Below are 18,307 nucleotides of genomic sequence, written 5' to 3'. Positions count from 1 at the left end.
TCAGCCGGCCCTGTACGTCGCGATGCTGACCGCGATGTAGTGGCAGATGAAGGCGGCCACCGTGCAGGCGTGGAAGATCTCGTGGAAGCCGAACCAGGTCGGCGACGGGTTCGGCCGCTTGGTGCCGTAGATGACCGCGCCGATCGAGTAGAGCCCGCCGCCGATCGCGAGCAGGCTGACCACGGCCGCGCCACCGAGGTGGTAGAAGTCGTTCATCCAGAAGATCGCCACCCAGCCGAGTGCCAGGTAGATCGGGGTGTAGAGCCAGCGGGGCGCGCCGACCCAGAAGATCCGGAACAGGATGCCCAGCAGGGCGCCACCCCAGACCATGCTGAGCAGCAGCACCCGGTCGTTGCCGCGCAGCAGCACCATCCCGAGCGGGGTGTAGGTGCCGGCGATCAGCAGGAAGATGTTGCTGTGGTCGAGCCGGCGCAGGATCGCCTCGCCGGTCGGGCCCCAGTAGAACCGGTGGTAGAGCGCCGAGATGCCGAACAGCAGCATCGCGCCCAGCGTGTAGACCGCGGCGGCCCAGCGCGCACTGGTGGTCGGAGCGAGGCAGATCAGCACGATCCCGGCCGCGGTGGCCAGCGGGAAGGTGCCGGCGTGCAGCCAGCCGCGGAGCTTCGGCTTCAGCGGCGCGAGAGCGCCGGACAACCGGTGACCGACTTCAGGGGAGGTGGTGCTGGTGGTCGTCCTGGCCGTCATCGCCATCCTCTCGTGCGCGGGGCAGAAGCTTACCTACGCAACCGTAACCTACGGTCCCGTAAGTTCAATGGTTCGTAAGGATGAAATCTAGGCGATCTCAGCGATACGGCACGCCCGCACGGAGTGTCCGACGAACGAAGCACGGCGAAAGTTCGATGACACTTCCGGCCACTCTCAAGCGGCCGTTTGTCGGTTAGCCTCGTAGGCGAGCATCCCGAGGAGATCATCTGCCCATGCGGACACCTGGCAAGCAAAAGCTGCGCAGCGCGGTGTACGGACTGTACGAGCGCCGGCTGGCGCGATCGCTGTCACCGGACCGGATGCCGCGCCACATCGGCGTCATCATCGACGGCAACCGGCGCTGGGCCCGGGCGACCGGCGACCCGGTCTCGCGCGGTCACGAGGCGGGGGCGAACAAGATCACCGAGTTCCTCGGCTGGTGCGACGAGGTCGGGGTCAAGGTGGTCACCGTGTGGATGCTGTCCACCGACAACCTGAGCCGGCCCGCCGAGGAGCTGGAGCCGCTGCTGCGGATCATCGAGCAGACGGTCGAGGAGCTCACCTCGATCGGCCGCTGGCGGATCCACCCGGTCGGCGCGCTCGACCTGCTGCCCGGCGCGACCGCCGAAGTACTGAAGGGCGCCGAGGCGGCCACCCAGAACGTCGAGGGCATGCTGGTCAACGTCGCCGTCGGGTACGGCGGCCGTCGCGAACTGGCCGATGCGGTCCGCTCGCTGCTGCTCGAGGAGGCCGCCAAGGGCATCTCGATCGAGGAGCTGGCCGAGCGGGTCGACGTCGAGCACATCGCCGAGCACCTCTACACCAAGGGCCAGCCCGATCCGGACCTGGTCATCCGGACGTCGGGGGAGCAGCGACTGGGCGGGTTCCTGCTGTGGCAGAGCGCGCTGAGCGAGTTCTACTTCTGCGAGGCGCTCTGGCCGGACTTCCGGCACGTGGACTTCCTCCGCGCGATCCGGAACTACGCTCAGCGCGAGCGTCGCTTCGGGACCTGAGTACTGCGGGCGCAGGCGACCCGCGGCCGCACCGGCGACACGTAGTACGGCGGCGCAGGTAGTAGGCGTAGGTGGCTGCTCCGAGGGCAACGCCCCAGGCGACCCAGAGTGTGCCGGGTAGCACCAGGCCCCATTCGTCGTTGTCGTCTTCCAGCCGGATGTTCATCAGCCCGGCCGGGATCAGCACTGCGGCCACTACCGAGGCCGGCACGATCGCGAGCGCCGGTGGGATGCGTCGGCCTGCCTTGAACCAGATCCAGCGCGGATAGACCTCGCCCCAGCGATGGACCAGGCCATGGGTGAGGAGGCTGCCGCCGAGGGCCAGCACAGCCAGCACGAGTCCCATCTCGAGCATGTACGGCGTGTCCGCCATCATCTGGTGGAACTCGTCGCTGATGCCGAGCGGCCAGCCGAAGTACCAGGCGATCCGGGTGAACTCGTACGGGAGGTTCACGACGACCGCTAGCTGGACGGCACGGCGTCCCCAGCGCAGTGAACCCTCAGGTGTCTGCCACGCCTTCACAGGGCGGTCGCTGCGTCCACAGCTCGGGCAGAGGTCGCGTGTTCGGCGGTGGTAGGCGAGCGCGGTGGCAGCCCACAGGAGGCCGCCGATGAACATCAGGATGAGGTTCACCCGGTGCCAGTACAGGATGTCGCCGAGGCCGTCCTGCGGACCGGGGACGCCGGTGAACGCGAAGACGATCAGTGCCGGGGCCATGGCAACCATTGCCAACAGCGTGTAGTCGGGGATCAGCAGTGCGAGCACTACCGCCAGTACTACGGCGAACACCTCGAATGCCTTCGAGCGCTTGAAGGTCATGGCTATTGCGACTGCTGCTCCCGCGAAGCCCACTGCCGCCAGCACTGGCGCCACGACGTGCGCCGGTGTGCGTTCCAGCAGTGAGGCGGTCGAGTGGTCGTCGTCCACCTTGGCGAACGGATAGTTCGCTCCGCCCGCCGTCCAGTACACGCCGAGAACGCCGTAGAGGAAGGACCAGACGGCTGCCAGGTAACCCGTCCAGAGCGGCCAGTTGCGGAGCGTTGCTTTGAGCATGCGTTCAGCGTGGCGCGGCAGCCCGCAGTACCGGCTCACCCCGCTGAGCGAACGGCTTCCCCCGGGCGGGGGAAGGCCCTCTCGGCTCGCTGTCCTTCCCTTCACCGCAGCTGTTCGCGCTTCCTTGCCTTTGCACGAGCTCTCCGCTCGCTTTCCTTTCCTTTGCTTGGCCCTCCGCTCGCCTTTCCTTGCCTCGCACGAAGGTGTAACACCGTGTTAACCCCGCGGGCTGGCGTGTCGGGCTGCGGCTGTTGCCGGACCGACCTACTCTCAACAGTGACGGTCGGAGGGGAAGCCGGTCGTCCGGGAGGCCCGATCAGATGAGACATAACTGCTCACCGGTAGCCCCATGAGGGGCCGAACGGAGTGCCCGAGACCCTCGGTCTCATCCTCGCTGATTTCTGGTCGCGTGAGCGCTGCGCGACGGAGGGGGCCTGCACCAGGTCCCCGGGCCCGGACCCGGTCCAACACCTAACCACTGGTGGACCGGGCGTGGTGCACGCTGCGGTCCGAGAGGACGTGCGACATGGCTGCCACCCACGCCAAGGCGTCAAACCCCTCATCCACGCCGGACCAGCGCACTTTCGTGCTGGACACCTCCGTGCTGCTGTCGGACCCGCATGCGATGACGCGGTTCGACGAGCACGAGGTGGTCATTCCGGTGGTCGTCGTCACCGAACTGGAGGCAAAACGGCATCATCCTGAGCTCGGCTACTTCGCTCGTACCGCATTGCGGCTGATGGACGAGCTCCGGATCCAGCACGGACGGTTGGACGCGCCCCTGCCAGTGGGGGAGAAGGGTGGAACACTCCGGGTCGAGCTCAATCACACCGACCCGAACGGGCTTCCGGCCGGTTTCCGGCTCGGGGACAACGACAGCCGGATCCTCGCGGTCGCCTGCAACTTCAAGGCCGAGGGCCGCGACGTCACGCTGGTCTCCAAGGACTTGCCGATGCGGGTCAAGGCGTCGGCCTGCGGGCTGGTCGCCGAGGAGTACCGCGCGGAGCTCGCGCTGGAGTCGTCCGGCTGGACCGGGATGGCCGAGCTCGAGGTGCCGACCAGCGACGTCGACTCGTTGTACGAGGACGGCGTACTGGACATCCCCGAGGGCCGGGACTTCCCGACCCACACCGGGCTGGTGCTGCTGTCGGAGCGCGGGAGCGCGCTCGGCCGGGTGATGCCGGACAAGCGGATCCGGCTGGTCCGGGGCGACCGGGAGGCCTTCGGCATCCGCGGCCGGTCCGCGGAGCAGCGGGTCGCGCTGGACCTGCTGCTCGACCCCGATGTCGGGATCATCTCGCTCGGCGGCCGGGCCGGTACCGGGAAGTCGGCGCTGGCGTTGTGCGCCGGGCTGGAAGCGGTGATGGAGCGCCGGCAGCACAAGAAGGTCGTCGTCTTCCGGCCGTTGTTCGCGGTCGGCGGCCAGGAACTCGGCTACCTGCCGGGCTCGGAGTCGGAGAAGATGGCGCCCTGGGCACAGGCCGTGCACGACACGCTGGGCGCGCTGACAAGCGGTGACGTGATCGACGAGGTGATGGACCGCGGCATGCTCGAGGTACTGCCGCTGACCCACATCCGCGGCCGGTCGCTGCACGACGCGTTCGTGATCGTGGACGAGGCGCAGTCGCTGGAGCGCAACGTCCTGCTGACCGTGCTGTCCCGGATCGGGGCGAACTCGCGGGTCGTGCTGACCCACGACGTCGCCCAGCGGGACAACCTGCGCGTCGGCCGGCACGACGGCGTGGTCGCGGTGGTGGAGAAGCTGAAGGGGCACCCGCTGTTCGCCCACGTCACGCTGACCCGGTCGGAGCGGTCGCCGATCGCGGCGCTGGTGACGGAGATGCTGGAGGACGTCCAGCTGTAGAAAGTTTGTTTCCGTAAAGGAGAAGTAAGACTTTCGCGGTACCCGGTGCGGCCACACGCCATGTGGCCGCACCGTTCATTGTGACGTGGTTGTGATCACGGTGTGTTTAGGCCAGAGTATGTTCCAGTTGCAGCCGACGGGGGTCGGGTAATTCGGAAGGACAGATGAAAGCGAAGCGCTCCGTCGCGATCCTCGCAGTCAGTGGGATCGTCGTCGTCTCGGTTGTCGCAGGACTCGACCTCTTCAGCTCCCCGGGGAGCAGCGCCGCCTCGGACCCGGTGTCCGGCCGCGCCGAACTCGCCGTGCTGAACAGTGAGAAGGCCAAGGCCGCGAAGTCGCCGTCGGCCAAGCCGCTCAGCATCGAGGAGCAGGCGCAGGAAGTCGCCCAGCTACGCAACCAGATCGAGGCCGTCGAGGCCGCCCGGAAGGCGATGCAGGACCAGGCCGCGCTCCGGCGCAAGGCGAAGAACGCCGCGATCGCCCGCTACAAGGCCCTGCAGAAGACCGACAGCAAGTCCCGCGACGAGCGCGCCAGCCGCGACGCGGAGCGCAAGAAGATCTCCGGTACGCCGAAGGAGATCGCGATGAACCTGCTCGCCGACCACGGCTGGAAGTCGAGCCAGTTCAGCTGCCTGGACAGCCTGTGGACCAAGGAGTCCCGCTGGAAGGTGAACGCCGACAACCCGACCTCGTCGGCCTTCGGCATCCCGCAGGCGCTCCCCGGCAACCGGATGGCGGCGTACGGCGCCGACTGGCGCACCAACCCCGTAGTACAGATCAAGTGGGGCCTCGACTACATCGAAGACGCATACGGCTCCCCCTGCAACGCCTGGTCCCACTCGAAGGCCAGGGGCTGGTACTGAGCCACTTCCCGCTTACGTCCGAAGAAGTGAGGGTCCTGACCCACAGTTCTTCGGACGTAAGCGTAGGAGTCAGCCCCGCCAGCCTTGGGCGCGGAGGAGACGGGCGACTTGAGCCAGGAATCGGTCGGGGGTGGTGAGCAGGCCGATGACGGGGATCCGTAGAACGTGCGATCTGCCGATGGTGAGTTCGTTCTGTCTCAAGGCGTCCGCAAGCGCGCGATCGGCCTCTTGGTGATGGACGCCTTCGATCTCCACCACGACGTCGTACTCCGTCCACTCGACATCCAGGAAGGCGATTCCGGCGGCCGTCACCCGGCGAGTCTGCCGGTCCGGTTCAGGCAGCCCGTAATCACGCCCCAGGCGGAGGAAGTCGAGCTCCCCTGTCGACTGGGCTCCGCCCGCGATCTCGTCGATCACCTTCTTCAGGAATCGCCGCCGCCGATGTCGCCGGACCGAGGACAGCGCCTCGTCGAGCTGGGCCGGAGTCACCACGCGTTGCTGGACCGACATCACGAGCAACAGCGACGCCTGTCTGTCGCTCACAGCCCACAGGGCTGCCCGGACGGCCGCGACCGAAGGACGCACGCGCGGAAGCTTGGACAGGGTTAGGTCGGCGGGCTGGCGCCTCCGGGTCTCGTGGACCACTACTCCGCGCGGATGGCGCGGCCTTGCGGACTTGGGCGTCGAAACATGGATGGGCCCGTCGAAACCCTTCAGACCGGCTGCGCGGAGCGCGGACGCCCCATCCAGAGCGGCCCCGGAGCCAACCTCGAGTACGGCGACCCACCACTTGCCGTACTCCGGTACGGCGCCGGTTGTCACCGCGATGGTCTGCCTGCCCTTGATCACCCATCGACCGGCCACGACCTGAGCTTGCACCTGCCACCGGGTCCACCCGACGGCATACAACTGCACGCGTGAGACGACACCACCTTGCTGATCAGCCAGAGCTGCTGCCTGGCGGCGCCGCCTTTCCTGCGCGCGCGACCGACGGCAGGTCTCACATCGCCCACACCATTTCCCTCGCCGACATCTACTTTCTTCCCTCCGACTCTCGTCCACACCCCACAACCTGCCGACCCGCGACGAACTCGCCTCACTCATCTCCCGCCTGTGGAAATCTCTCCGCGCTTGCGTCCGAATGGTTGTGGGGCAGGACCCTCGCCTCTTCGGACGTAGCGAGTGGGGGAAGATGCGGGGGTGAGTGAAGTGGCGCGGGGGGTTGGTGAGCGGGGCGAGTTGGTACTGCGGCGGCGCGGTGACGACGGTGCGCTCGAGTTGCGGGTCAACGGGGTGTTCGTGATGGACGATCGGGAGACGTCCAGCGAGGAGCTCCTGGCCTCGGTTGCGCTGAGCGGCTCGCCTTCGAGATTGCTGGTCGGCGGGCTGGGGCTCGGGTACACCGTGCGGACGCTGCTGGCCGACGACGGCGTACGGGAGGTCGTGGTCGCCGAGATCGAGCCGGAGCTCGTGCAATGGATGCGCGACGGGGTGGTGCCGTCGGTGCTGGACGATCCGCGCGTGTCTGTCGTCGTCGGTGATGTCCGTGACGTTGTGGGTCGTGAAGAGGCCGACTCGCTCGACGGGATTCTGCTCGATGTGGACAACGGGCCCGACTTCTTGGTGTACGACGAGAACGCGAGGATCTACGAGTCGTCGTTCCTTGCCCTGTGCAAGGAGAAGCTCCGGGCAGACGGCGTACTGACCGTTTGGTCCTCGTCGGCGTCATCCGCACTGGAGACCGCAGTACGGGCTGTCTTCGGGCGATGCGAGGTCAGGCCCGTCCCGGTGGAGCTACAGGGGCGCGACGAGACGTACTACGTGTATCAGGCCAGCTCGTAGTCGAGGGTGAGCCGCGGGCCCTTGTCGTCGTGCTCGTAGACGACCGTGCCGGTCAGGCCTGCCAACCCGCCGGTCGCCGCCACGATCTTGCCGTGGGACGCGTCCTCGTCGGAGCTGGCGCCGTGCACCATCACGAAGTCGCCCTCCTGGCCCGCCAGGGTGCCGGTGAACCGCTCGACCGCCGTGTACGCCGCTGGGCCGGCCTCGGTGCCGACCATCAGCAGCTCGGCCGCGCTGGTGCCGACCAGGTCGCCGTCGGTGAAGTTCTTGCCGACCGACGCGCGACCGAGGGTGAGGTCGCCGTCCTCGTCGTACGAGGACTGGTCCCACTTGGTGATCTCGAACGGCTGCGTGAACCTCATCGGTGCTCCTTCTTGCGGCGTTGGGTTTCCTTGTGGCGTTGTCCACAGAGGTTCTATCAGTCGCCGGCGACAGGGCCGATCGACGTACTCTGCAGGTATGGGTGACAACGTGGAATTCAGGATCGAGCACGACACGATGGGCGAGGTCAAGGTGCCTCGCGACGCGTTGTGGCGGGCGCAGACCCAGCGTGCGGTGGAGAACTTCCCGATCTCCGGCCGGCCGCTGGCGCCGGCGCTCGTGCACGCGCTCGCGCAGATCAAGGCATCGGCGGCGGTGGTGAACGCGGAGCTCGGTGTGGTGTCGGCCGAGCAGGCCGAGGCGATCGTCGCGGCCGCGGATCGGGTGGCGGCGGGGGAGTTCGATGCGGAGTTCCCGATCGACGTGTTCCAGACCGGCTCCGGTACGTCGACGAACATGAACGCGAACGAGGTGCTGGCGACCCTGGCGTCTCGGTCGTCCGGTGCGGAGATTCACCCGAACGACCAGGTGAACGCGAGCCAGTCGAGCAACGACACCTTCCCGTCCGCGATCCACGTCGCGGCCACGGCCGGCGTCGTCTCAAACCTGTTGCCGGCGCTGGAGCACTTGGCGGAATCCCTGTCCAGGAAGGGATCCGAGTTCGCCGAGGTGGTGAAGTCCGGCCGCACGCACCTGATGGATGCGACGCCGGTCACGCTCGGCCAGGAGTTCAACGGTTACGCCACCCAGGTACGCCGCGGCGCCGAGCGGGTGCGGGCGACGCTGCCCCGGGTGGCCGAGCTGCCACTTGGTGGGACCGCCGTCGGCACCGGGATCAACACGCCACCGGGCTTCGCCGCCAAGGTGATCACCGAGCTGAATCGGCGGACCGGGCTGGAGCTGACCGAGGCCGAGGACCACTTCGAGGCGCAGGGTGCCCGCGACGGTCTGGTCGAGTTGTCGGGGCAGCTGAAGACGATCGCGGTCAGCCTGACCAAGATCTGCAACGACCTGCGCTGGATGGGTTCGGGGCCGCGGGCCGGGCTCGGCGAGATCTCGCTGCCCGACCTGCAACCGGGGTCGAGCATCATGCCCGGCAAGGTGAATCCGGTGATCTGCGAGGCGACGCTGATGGTCGCGGCGCAGGTGATCGGCAACGACACGGCGATCACGGTGGCCGGTGCCGGCGGCAACTTCGAGCTGAACGTGATGCTGCCGGTGATCGCGCGGAATCTGCTCGAATCGATCGAGCTGCTCGCCAACTCGTCGCGCCTGCTGGCCGATCGCTGCGTCGACGGAATCACCGCGAACGTCGAGCACGCGCGGTCGCTGGCGGAGTCGTCGCCGTCGATCGTGACCCCGCTGAATCGCTTCATCGGGTACGAGAATGCTGCCGCGGTGGCGAAGAGCGCGCTCAAGCAGGGCAAGACGATCCGCGAGGTCGTGATCGAGAACGGCCATGTGGAGAAGGGCGATCTGACCGAAGAGCAGCTCGATGCCGCCCTCGACGTGCTCTCGATGACGAGGCCCGGCGCGTGACGGCGGCGGAGGCGCTGCCGGGCGTCGAGTACTACTGGGAGCCGGGGACGACGATCCAATGGGTCTATGGAGGTGTCGGCCGGCACGCCGATCTTCCGAACGTCCGGCCGATGACGGTGGTGCAGGACGACGAGGACGGTCTGGTCGCCTGGCTCGCGCCGGGGACGCCGCTGATCAAGCCGGTGCTGACCGACGGGCGGGAGTTGCGGCACGCGGGTCCGGTCGGGATGTTCGTCGAGGAGCGGGTGCTGAAGCTCGACGTCTGGCGCGGGACCGGCATCCTGAAGGTGTCGCCGACCGGCAAGCCGTGGTCGGTGTGGCATTTCTGGGCCGCCGACGAGACCTTCCTCGGCTGGTACGTGAACCTCGAGGCCGAGCACCAGCGCGACCTCGACGGCCGCCGGACCACCTCGGTCGACTACGTGCTCGACCTGTGGATCACTCCGGACCGGGTGATCGAGTGGAAGGACGAGGACGAGCTGGAGGGCGCGGTCGTCGGCGGGCGGTTCACCGAGGAGGAGGCTGCCCGGATCGTCGCCGACGCGCATGCCGCAGTACGGGAGATCGAGGCTTGGACGTCACCGTTCGCGGACGGGTGGAAGGACTGGCGGCCCGATCCGCTGCTCAGGCTCCCGGAGGCGCCCACCGGCTTCGCCGTCACCCACATCGCGGAGGAGCTGCTCGGCTGAGCCCCGCTTAGCCAGCCAGGTTGCCCCTCCGATCACGCGGCGCGCCCCTTCCGTACTGGACCGGGGTCATCCCCCTCCGCACCGTCGATTCGTTCGCCCCCAATACCCCTTCGCTCCGCGGTGGTTGCTTGGGTGTTGGGGAGTTCTGCTGCTCATCCGGGGTGGGCAGTGCTCCCCAGTCGCTGTCATCTTCACCGGAGGGAGGTCGCGGGCTGGGTGGATGGGGGATTGGGGAGCACCGCGCACCCGGAACGAGCAGCAGAACTCCCCGGAATCTCCAGGTAGCCGCGGAGGTGACTGGGCTGTGGGCAAGCCGGAAACGAGTCGGTCACGGGGGGATCTTTCCGCCGGTAACGGACTTACCGTGGATTTATGAACACGATCGAACTGAACGACGAGGAGCTGCGCATCCTGCGCGCAGCCCTCCGCTCGTACCTCCAAGCCTTCGGCCACAACGAGGCCGACCAACTCCGAGCCGCGAAAGACCTGATGCGCAAACTCCCCGACCCAGCCACCGCCACCGCAACCGGCTGACCCCACCCGCGGTTCCCTCAACCGCAGCCACCACGCGCTGGCACCCGGCCCCACGCCACGCGCATCCGCGCGGCGCACGCCGCACCTGTCTCGTGTTCTCATTCCACCTGTGCTGCGGGCATCCGCCATGCGCTCGCACCCGGCACCGCGCCGCGCGTCCGCGGGTGCACCCCGCGCCCGGCACTTGCCCCCACCACCTTCCGCGCCGCGCGTCCGCGCGGTGCACGCCGCGCTTGCCGCGCGTAGCGCATCCCGTGTCGCGCGCGTCCGCGCGTCGCACACTGCTCCCGGCGCCTGCCCGCGCCGCGCTTTCGCGTGCCAGCAACTCCGTTGTGGGGTGTTTCTAGCTGCGGGGGCGGATGGTGAGGGGGACTGGTTTTGCGGTGTCGGTGAAGAAGTCGTTGCCTTTGTCATCTACTACGACGAAGGCGGGGAAGTCTTCGACCTCGATCTTCCAGACGGCTTCCATGCCGAGTTCGGCGTACTCGATCACGTCGACCGACTTGATGCAGTCCTGCGCGAGTCGCGCCGCCGGGCCGCCGATCGAGCCGAGGTAGAACCCGCCGTGCTCCTTGCACGCCTGCGTCACCTTCGCCGAGCGGTTGCCCTTGGCAAGCATCACGAAGGACCCACCGGCCGCCTGGAACTGGTCGACGTACGCGTCCATCCGCCCCGCCGTCGTCGGACCGAACGAACCGGACGCATATCCCTCGGGCGTCTTGGCCGGCCCGGCGTAGTACACGGCGTGGTCCTTCAGGTACTGCGGCATCGGCTCGCCGGCGTCGAGGCGCTCCTTGATCTTGGCGTGCGCGATGTCGCGGGCGACGACCAGCGGTCCGTTCAGCGACAGCCGCGTCTTCACCGGCAGCTTCGACAGTTCGGCGCGGATCTCGCTCATCGGCCGGTTCAGATCGATCCGTACGACGTCGGCGTCGTCGGCCAGGTGCTCGTCGGTGGTGTCCGGCAGGAACCGAGCCGGGTCACGTTCGAGCTGCTCCAGGAACACGCCCTCGGCGGTGATCTTGGCGAGCGCCTGCCGGTCGGCCGAGCAGGAGACCGCGATCGCGACCGGGCAGGAAGCGCCGTGCCGCGGCAGCCGGATCACCCGCACGTCATGGCAGAAATACTTCCCGCCGAACTGCGCCCCGATCCCGAATTGCTGAGTGAGCTTGAAGACCTCCTCCTCGAGCTCCACATCCCGGAACCCGTGCCCCACCGGCGATCCCGTCGTCGGCAGCGCGTCGAGATAGTGCGCCGACGCGTACTTCGCGGTCTTCAGCGCGAACTCGGCCGACGTCCCACCCACGACGATCGCCAAGTGGTATGGCGGGCAGGCGGCAGTACCGAGTGAGCGGATCTTCTCGTCCAGGAACTTCATCATCCCGTCCGGATTGAGCACCGCCTTCGTCTCCTGGAACAGGAACGACTTGTTCGCCGACCCGCCACCCTTTGCCATGAAGAGCAGCTTGTACGCCGGGTTGTCACTGCCCGGGGTCGAATAAAGCTCGATCTGGGCGGGCAGGTTCGAGCCGGTGTTCTTCTCGTCCCACATCGTCAACGGCGCCATCTGCGAGTAGCGCAGGTTCAGCTTGGTGTACGCGTCGTACACGCCCCGGCTGATCCACTCCTCGTCAACGGCATTGGTCAGCACGCCCTCGGACTTCTTGCCCATCACGATCGCCGTACCGGTGTCCTGGCACATCGGCAGCACGCCGCCGGCCGAGATGTTCGCGTTCTTCAGCAGGTCGAGTGCGACGAACCGGTCGTTCCCGGACGCCTCCGGGTCGTCGATGATCCGGCGCAGCTGGGCGAGATGGGCGGAGCGGAGGTAGTGCGAGATGTCGTGCATCGCCTCGGCGGTGAGCATCCGCAGTACGGCGGGGTCGACCTGCAGGAAGGTGCGGCCGCCGGCGGTGAAGGTGCTCACTCCCTCGGTGGTGAGGAGCCGGTACTCCGTGTCGTCGGCCCCGAGCGGGAGCAGGTCGGAGTAGGTGAAATCGGCAGACACCGGGCGTACCTCCAGGCAAGTGGTCTGAGCTGCACCAGCCTAAGCGAGCGGTCTCGAGCCCACAGCTCAGGGTTGCCTAGGGGATCACTCGGGGGGAAAACCTCATCCCGGCTGACCGTCCGCGCGCGTACTGTCTTGCCGTGGCTCAGGACGAGGTTCCCCAGCAGAACGATTCACCGCGCCCGCAGGATGCGCCGCGCCCGCCGAGCGGCGGCGAGTACGCGCCGCGTACGCCGACCGGTGACGAGCTCGCGCTGCGCAGACGAGTCTCGGATCTCGAGCGGGAGGACGTCGCCGAGAAGCTCCGCGAGGCCGCCGGCGAGGGCCGGTTGAGCTACGGGGAGCTGGAAGAGCGCCTGGAGACGGTGTACGCCTCGAAGACGTACGGCGAACTGGTGCAGCTCACCGCCGACCTGCCGAACGGCCTCGCCGTACCGGCTGCCGCCACCGCGCCGACGACGCACTACGCGCCGAACGTTCCCGCGACGGCGCCGGTGATGACCGTCTTCCTGTCCGAGCAGAAGCGACAGGGCGCCTGGCTTCCGGCCCAGCGCCAGGAGGTCAACGCCGTACTGGGTGACGTGACGCTGGACTACACCGAGGCCCAGTTGCCGTATGACGAGATCTTCATCGAGGTGAAGTCGATCCTTGCCGATGTGAAGATCCGCGTTCCGCAGAACGCGATCGTCCACCTCGACAGCAACCCCATCCTCGGCTCGGTCGCCGAACAATCAGCGACGTTCGCCGGCGGGCCCGACGCCACTCCCGGGCCGCCGAAGGTCTTCCACATCCACGGCACCGCCATCCTCGGCGAGATCAAGATCAAACGAGGCCCCCGCCTCACCAGACGCCTCGGCCTCAACTGACCACCGGCAATCCACCGCCGCACCACCGGGCCGGCCGACAGCCGCCGCACCACCCGACGCCGGTCGACTGCCGCCGCACCACCCGACGCCGGTCGACTGCCGCCGCACCACCCGACGCCGACCGACTGCCGCCGCACCACCCGACGCCGACCGACCGGTGTCGCTTCACGCGACCCCGGCCGGTCGGTGTCGACTGTCAGTTCGCGGCTCCGCCGAACTCCTCGTACAGGTTCTTGAGTTCGTCCGGCGTCGCTTCCCGGCCGGTGGTGTCCGTGTGCTGCTGCACGTGTCGTGCGAACTCGGCCTCCTCGTCCGCCGACAGCCGTACGCCGTACGCCGTATCCAGCACGTGCGCGATCCCGCCCTTGCCGGACTGACTGTTCACCCGCACCACGGCCTCATAGCCGCGCCCCACATCAGCTGGATCGATCGGCAGGTAAGGCACCTCCCACGCGGCATCCGGGCCGGCCTCCCGGCGTACCGCGAACCCCTTCCGGATCGCGTCCTGATGGGTGCCCGAGAACGCCGTGTAGACCAGTTCGCCGACGTACGGGTGCCGGGGATGGATCGGCATCCGCGTGCAGTACTCGACCGTCTCGCGGATCCGGTCGATGTCGGAGAAGTCCATCATCGGGTCGACACCCTGGGCGTGCAGGTTGAGGGCGAGGGTGGCGATGTCGACGTTCCCGGTGCGCTCGCCGTTGCCGAAGATGCACCCCTCGACCCGTTGCGCTCCGGCCAGGACGGCGAGTTCCGCGCACGCGATCCCGGTACCGCGGTCGTTGTGCGGGTGCACCGACAAGATGACCCCGTCACGACGCGGGATGTTCTTGTCCATGTACTCGATCTGGTCGGCGTACACATTCGGCGTGGCGGCTTCGATCGTGGCCGGCAGATTGAGGATCACCGGTCGCTCGGCCGTCGCGTCCCAGATCTTGGTGACCTGGTCGGCGAGTTCGAGGATGTAGTCCGGCTCGGTCAGGTTGAACACCTCGGGCGAGAACTGGAACCGGACGGTGTCGCCGGCCAGCCGGTGGATCTGCTCCGCGCCCGCACTGATCAACGCGGCCAACTCGTCCCGGGTACGCCGCAGCACGACGTCTCGCCAGACCGGGGCGGTGGCGGCGTACATGTGGACGACCACCTGGCCGCGGAAGCCGGCGATCGATTCGAGGGTCCGTTCGATCAGCTCGGGCCGGGCGGGCGTGAAGACCACGATCGTGACGTCCGGCGGGACCAGGCCGGAGGTCACCAGCAGCCGGACGAAGTCGAAATCGGTCTGCGACGCGGACGGGTAGCCGACCTCGATCTCTTTGTAGCCGATGGCAATCATCAGCTCGAAGAAGCGGCGTTTGCGGTCGGGGTCCATCGGATCGGCCAGGGCCTGGTTGCCGTCGCGCAGGTCGACGGGGACCCACAGCGGTGCGGCGCTGATCCGGCGGTCCGGCCAGTCGCGGTCGATCGGAGGGATCGGCACCTTGGCGAAGATGTCGCGGTAGCGGTGGCTGGGCATGGGGGAGTGTTGCTGGCGGTTCCAGTGCATGGGTGGGTCCTTCGGCTCGAAGCGCGGGACCGGCAGACGACAGCACTCCACGGAGGGGCGCCGGTCGAATCAGCTCCCGCCGTGGCGGCCAAGAAGGAGGCCGCCAAGAAGCGCGCCGCCCAGAAGGATGTTGCCCAGAAGGATGTTCCCCAGAAGCAGGCCGCCCAGAAGCAGGCCGCCCAGAAGCAGGCCGGCGCGCGAGACGCGACCGGCTGAAAGCTGCGACTGGGAGGACATGTGACCACCGTAACCCTGCATCAACTCCTCAGACAAGCTGATAACTTTTCCAGCCCCCTCCCCGTAAACTGACAGTCATGATCCGTCGCCATCCACTGGCCGAGCAGGCCGCCGAGGAGTTGCTGCGCAGGATCGGCGGCGGCGAATGGGCGCTGGGCCAGAAGTTGCCCGGCGAGACGACGCTCGCCGCGCAGTTGGGGGTCGGCCGGTCCACCATCCGCGAGGCCGTCCGCGAGTTGGCTGGCCGGCGCGTACTGGAGAGCCGCCAGGGCGCAGGTGTGTTCGTGATCGCCCAGCAGGCCGCGGAGGACTGGGACCAGGTACTGCGACGCGCGGGCATCACCGACGTGCTCGAGGGCAGGCTGGCGATCGAGTCCGAGGCGGCCCGGCTGGCGGCGTCCCGGCGTACACCGGCGGACCTCAAGAACTTCCGCCGTACCCTGGCGGATCGGGAGAAGGCGTCAGCGACGGCGCCGGACGACCGATATGTCGAGGCGGACCTGGCCTTCCACCGATCAGTCGTGACGGCGGCGCACAACGCCGTACTGAGTGAGCTGTTCGACAGCTTCCAGCCGCGGATCCGGCGCGCCATGATCGACATGCTGCGGCTGGACGACAAGCACCGGCATCGCCATGACCAGGCCGCCCACCAGGCGATCGCAGACGCCATCCGCGACCGCGATCCCGAGCTCGCCGCGGCGAGGACGCGCGATCACCTCGGCGCGGTCCGCAGCAGCGTGAGCTAACTCGTGCGCTGAGCGTGCACCGTGCGAAGCCAGCTGACCAGTTCGGGGAGGTCGCGGGCGTTGTCCTGGGGGATGCCGAGGGCGCTGGAGGTTTGGCGGTCGACCGGCCGGAGCTGGATGGTGCGGAGGCCGGGGAAGCCGGTGGGGTCGTCGATATGGGCGATCTCCTGCCAGGGCAGGAAACCCGCGGACTTGCGGTCGACTCGGATACCACTGTGGTCGACGGTGATCACCGGGCGGCGAGTGATGAGCTGGAACGTGGTGAGGCCGACGACCGCGAGGAAGCCGACGAGGGCGGTGATGCGCAGTACGCCGACCGCGCCGGACACGTCGCCGTGTACGACGTGGTCGACGTTGCTCCACACAGACAGCGACAGCAGCAGAACGAAGACCGCGAGGCGGATCGCCAGCCGGTCGCGGCGTTGCGGGAACACGACCCGGCCGGCCTTCTCGAACTCGGCCGACCAGGCGTCCGCCGTACTCATCCCCACGTCGCCTGGTGCTCGGCCGCGGTCGGCGGATCCGCGCCGTGCCGGGTGCACGTGATCGCGGCCGCTTTCACCGCATAGTCGACGACGTCGTGCAAACTCTGCTCAGTAAGGCCTTTCAGCCGTACGTCGCCCAGCAACCCGCGCGACTGCAGGCCGGCGATCAGCGCGGACATGAACGAGTCGCCGGCCCCGACCGTGTCGACGACGTCGATCGCCGGTGCGGCGACCTCGACGCGCGCCGTACGGCTGACCCCAATCGCCCCTTCGCCGCCGCGGGTGATCACCACGCAGTTGGTGCGGTCAGCGGTCAACAGTTCGGCCGCGATCTCGTCGGGTGACAACCCTGGCTGCAAGAACTCGCAGTCCTCATCACTGAGCTTCACCAGGTCGGCATTCGCAGCCAACTCCCGTACTGCGGCCCAGGTGCTCACGGGATCGGGCGTGATCGTCGGGCGCGCGTTCGGGTCGAGCGTCACTGTCACCGGCTCGGACTCCAGTGAGGCAAGGAATCGGCGGATCTCCGCGGCGCCCGGTTCGAGGACCGTCGCGATCGACCCGGTGTGCACGGCCGGGCAACCACGCGACAGCGAGAGCGCCGGCGGATCCCAGGTGATGTCGAATTCGTACGCCGCGACGCCGGCCGCATCCAGCTTCGCGGTCGCGGTGCTGGTCCGGAAGTTCGGGTCCACCGAGCCGGGCGCCAACTGAACGCCGTTGCCGAACAGGTGCGCGCCGAGCTGATCGCCGTACTTGTCGGTGCCGAAGCGCGTCACCAGCTCGGTCGGCAGGCCCAGCCGGGCCAGGCCGACGGCGACGTTGGCCGGCGAGCCGCCCGGCGTCGCCTTGCTGCCGTTCTTCCCGTTGCGTCCGTTGGATCCATTGCCGGGACCACCGCTGACGATGTCCACGAGAGCCTCGCCCACGACGAGGACAGGTGCCGTCATCGGGCGCGCTCGAAGTCGATCGCCGAGTACGCGCGCAGCTTGGAGAGCTGGTGTTCGCTCTCGATACTGCGGATCGTGCCGCTACGCGAGCGCATCACCAGCGAGTGGGTGCGCGCGATCGAGCGGCGGTAGCGGACGCCGCGGAGCAGTTCGCCGTCGGTGATGCCGGTGGCGACGAAGAAGCAGTCGTCCCCGCTGACCAGATCGTCCGTGCTGAGCACCCGGTCGAGGTCGTGCCCGGCGTCCAGAGCCTTCTGCCGCTCCTCGTCGTCGCGCGGCCACAACCGGCCCTGGATCAGGCCGCCCAGGCACTTCATCGCGCAGGCGGCGATGATGCCTTCCGGCGTACCGCCGATGCCGATCAGCATGTCCAGCCCGGTGTCGGGCCGGGCCGCCTCGACCGCACCCGCCACGTCACCGTCGCTGATGAACTTGATCCGCGCCCCGGTCGCCCGGATCTGTGCGGCCAGGTCCTCGTGCCGCGGCCGGTCCAGCAGTACGACGGTGACGTCGTCCACCGGTGAGCCCTTGGCCTTCGCGACCCGGCGGATGTTCTCCGCGACCGGGAGCCGGATGTCGACCAGGTCGGCGGCCTCCGGCCCGACCACCAGCTTCTCCATGTAGAAGACCGCGGACGGGTCGTACATGGAGTGACGCGGCGCGACCGCCATCACCGCGATGCCGTTCGCCATTCCCTTCGCCACCAGGGTCGTGCCGTCGACCGGGTCGACGGCGACGTCGCACTCGGGTCCGTCACCGGCGCCGACCTGCTCGCCGTTGTAGAGCATCGGGGCGTTGTCTTTCTCGCCCTCGCCGATCACCACCACACCGTTCATGCCGACCGTGCCGATCAGCGAGCGCATCGCGTTCACCGCGGCGCCGTCCGCACCGTTCTTGTCGCCACGGCCGACCCAGCGGCCCGCCGCCATCGCGGCCGCCTCGGTCACCCGGACGAGTTCGAGGGCGAGGTTGCGGTCGGGGGCGTCCTTGTCGACCTCGAGATGGGCGGGGGGAGTGCTGGGGTCGCTCATGGCACGGATCGTAGCCA

At 68.2% G+C, this 18,307-nt stretch carries 18 protein-coding genes; 10 read left to right on the top strand and 8 right to left on the bottom strand.

Annotated elements, in window-relative coordinates; genetic code table 11:
- Positions 1–705, bottom strand: a complete 705-nt coding sequence (gene trhA, locus DIZ26_RS21985; protein WP_112244373.1) for a PAQR family membrane homeostasis protein TrhA — start codon at positions 703–705, stop codon at positions 1–3.
- Positions 706–938: 233 nt separating this feature from the next.
- Between trhA and DIZ26_RS21980 the strand changes: the two genes are divergently transcribed.
- The 3 genes from DIZ26_RS21980 to DIZ26_RS21965 all read left to right on the top strand — a co-directional run bounded on the left by DIZ26_RS21980 (position 939) and on the right by DIZ26_RS21965 (position 5,499).
- Positions 939–1,718, top strand: coding sequence for an isoprenyl transferase (locus DIZ26_RS21980; protein ID WP_112244371.1), 780 nt, complete (start codon positions 939–941; stop codon positions 1,716–1,718).
- Positions 1,719–3,298: 1,580 nt separating this feature from the next.
- Positions 3,299–4,636, top strand: coding sequence for a PhoH family protein (locus DIZ26_RS21970; protein ID WP_112244369.1), 1,338 nt, complete (start codon positions 3,299–3,301; stop codon positions 4,634–4,636).
- Between the two features lie 164 nt (positions 4,637–4,800).
- Positions 4,801–5,499: an aggregation-promoting factor C-terminal-like domain-containing protein gene (locus DIZ26_RS21965; protein ID WP_112244367.1), complete on the top strand. Its 699-nt coding sequence runs from the start codon at positions 4,801–4,803 to the stop codon at positions 5,497–5,499.
- A gap of 69 nt (positions 5,500–5,568) precedes the next feature.
- Here the strand turns inward: DIZ26_RS21965 and DIZ26_RS21960 are convergent, their stop codons facing one another.
- Positions 5,569–6,363, bottom strand: a complete 795-nt coding sequence (locus tag DIZ26_RS21960; RefSeq protein ID WP_157979777.1) for a hypothetical protein — start codon at positions 6,361–6,363, stop codon at positions 5,569–5,571.
- Positions 6,364–6,699: 336 nt separating this feature from the next.
- Here DIZ26_RS21960 and DIZ26_RS21955 point away from each other — a divergent pair, with 336 nt between their 5' ends.
- A complete protein-coding gene (locus tag DIZ26_RS21955) occupies positions 6,700–7,341 on the top strand; it encodes a spermine/spermidine synthase domain-containing protein (RefSeq protein ID WP_112244363.1) in 642 nt (213 codons plus the stop codon).
- Here DIZ26_RS21955 and DIZ26_RS21950 read toward each other — a convergent pair.
- On the bottom strand, positions 7,326–7,703 hold the full coding sequence (locus DIZ26_RS21950; protein WP_112244361.1) for a DUF3224 domain-containing protein: 378 nt from the start codon (positions 7,701–7,703) through the stop codon (positions 7,326–7,328). The two genes, DIZ26_RS21955 and DIZ26_RS21950, sit on opposite strands and share 16 nt — an antisense overlap.
- A 97-nt stretch (positions 7,704–7,800) precedes the next feature.
- On the opposite strand from DIZ26_RS21950, the gene DIZ26_RS21945 reads away from it, so the two are divergent.
- From DIZ26_RS21945 to DIZ26_RS37510, 3 genes are all read left to right on the top strand, one after another.
- Positions 7,801–9,201, top strand: coding sequence for a class II fumarate hydratase (locus tag DIZ26_RS21945; protein ID WP_112244359.1), 1,401 nt, complete (start codon positions 7,801–7,803; stop codon positions 9,199–9,201).
- Positions 9,198–9,890, top strand: a complete 693-nt coding sequence (locus DIZ26_RS21940; protein ID WP_112244357.1) for a DUF402 domain-containing protein — start codon at positions 9,198–9,200, stop codon at positions 9,888–9,890. The genes DIZ26_RS21945 and DIZ26_RS21940 overlap by 4 nt, the downstream gene beginning before the upstream one ends.
- 372 nt (positions 9,891–10,262) lie before the next feature.
- A complete protein-coding gene (locus DIZ26_RS37510) occupies positions 10,263–10,424 on the top strand; it encodes a hypothetical protein (protein WP_157979776.1) in 162 nt (53 codons plus the stop codon).
- A gap of 343 nt (positions 10,425–10,767) precedes the next feature.
- Here the strand turns inward: DIZ26_RS37510 and DIZ26_RS21935 are convergent, their stop codons facing one another.
- Positions 10,768–12,432 carry a fumarate hydratase gene (locus DIZ26_RS21935; protein ID WP_112244355.1) on the bottom strand — a complete coding sequence of 555 codons (1,665 nt, stop codon included), beginning with the start codon at positions 12,430–12,432 and terminating at the stop codon, positions 10,768–10,770.
- Between the two features lie 140 nt (positions 12,433–12,572).
- On the opposite strand from DIZ26_RS21935, the gene DIZ26_RS21930 reads away from it, so the two are divergent.
- Positions 12,573–13,298, top strand: a complete 726-nt coding sequence (locus DIZ26_RS21930) for a DUF1707 SHOCT-like domain-containing protein (protein ID WP_112244353.1) — start codon at positions 12,573–12,575, stop codon at positions 13,296–13,298.
- Between the two features lie 196 nt (positions 13,299–13,494).
- On the opposite strand, the gene DIZ26_RS21925 is transcribed toward DIZ26_RS21930, so the two are convergent.
- Positions 13,495–14,841, bottom strand: a complete 1,347-nt coding sequence (locus DIZ26_RS21925) for a 2-isopropylmalate synthase (protein WP_232828506.1) — start codon at positions 14,839–14,841, stop codon at positions 13,495–13,497.
- Positions 14,842–14,922: 81 nt separating this feature from the next.
- Between DIZ26_RS21925 and DIZ26_RS38620 the strand changes: the two genes are divergently transcribed.
- The gene (locus tag DIZ26_RS38620; RefSeq protein ID WP_269815399.1) at positions 14,923–15,057 is read left to right on the top strand and encodes a hypothetical protein; all 135 of its coding nucleotides are present in this window, start codon (positions 14,923–14,925) and stop codon (positions 15,055–15,057) included.
- Between the two features lie 98 nt (positions 15,058–15,155).
- Positions 15,156–15,824 carry a FadR/GntR family transcriptional regulator gene (locus DIZ26_RS21920; protein ID WP_232828505.1) on the top strand — a complete coding sequence of 223 codons (669 nt, stop codon included), beginning with the start codon at positions 15,156–15,158 and terminating at the stop codon, positions 15,822–15,824.
- On the opposite strand, the gene DIZ26_RS21915 is transcribed toward DIZ26_RS21920, so the two are convergent.
- The 3 genes from DIZ26_RS21915 to glpX are packed head-to-tail and all read right to left on the bottom strand — an operon-like array spanning position 15,821 to position 18,290.
- The gene (locus DIZ26_RS21915) at positions 15,821–16,309 is read right to left on the bottom strand and encodes a hypothetical protein (RefSeq protein ID WP_112244349.1); all 489 of its coding nucleotides are present in this window, start codon (positions 16,307–16,309) and stop codon (positions 15,821–15,823) included. The genes DIZ26_RS21920 and DIZ26_RS21915 overlap by 4 nt on opposite strands.
- Positions 16,306–17,259 carry a carbohydrate kinase family protein gene (locus tag DIZ26_RS21910; protein WP_112244345.1) on the bottom strand — a complete coding sequence of 318 codons (954 nt, stop codon included), beginning with the start codon at positions 17,257–17,259 and terminating at the stop codon, positions 16,306–16,308. Before DIZ26_RS21910 ends, DIZ26_RS21915 begins: the two co-directional genes overlap by 4 nt.
- Complete coding sequence (gene glpX / locus DIZ26_RS21905) at positions 17,256–18,290, bottom strand: class II fructose-bisphosphatase (protein ID WP_112244343.1); 1,035 nt, start codon at positions 18,288–18,290, stop codon at positions 17,256–17,258. The genes DIZ26_RS21910 and glpX overlap by 4 nt, the downstream gene beginning before the upstream one ends.
- Positions 18,291–18,307 lie beyond the last annotated feature (17 nt).

It is taken from the genome of Kribbella monticola, from assembly GCF_003261635.1.
Classification (GTDB): domain Bacteria; phylum Actinomycetota; class Actinomycetes; order Propionibacteriales; family Kribbellaceae; genus Kribbella; species Kribbella monticola.
Note: the sequence above shows the minus strand (reverse complement) of the source record. Positions and strands in the feature narration are given on the sequence as shown.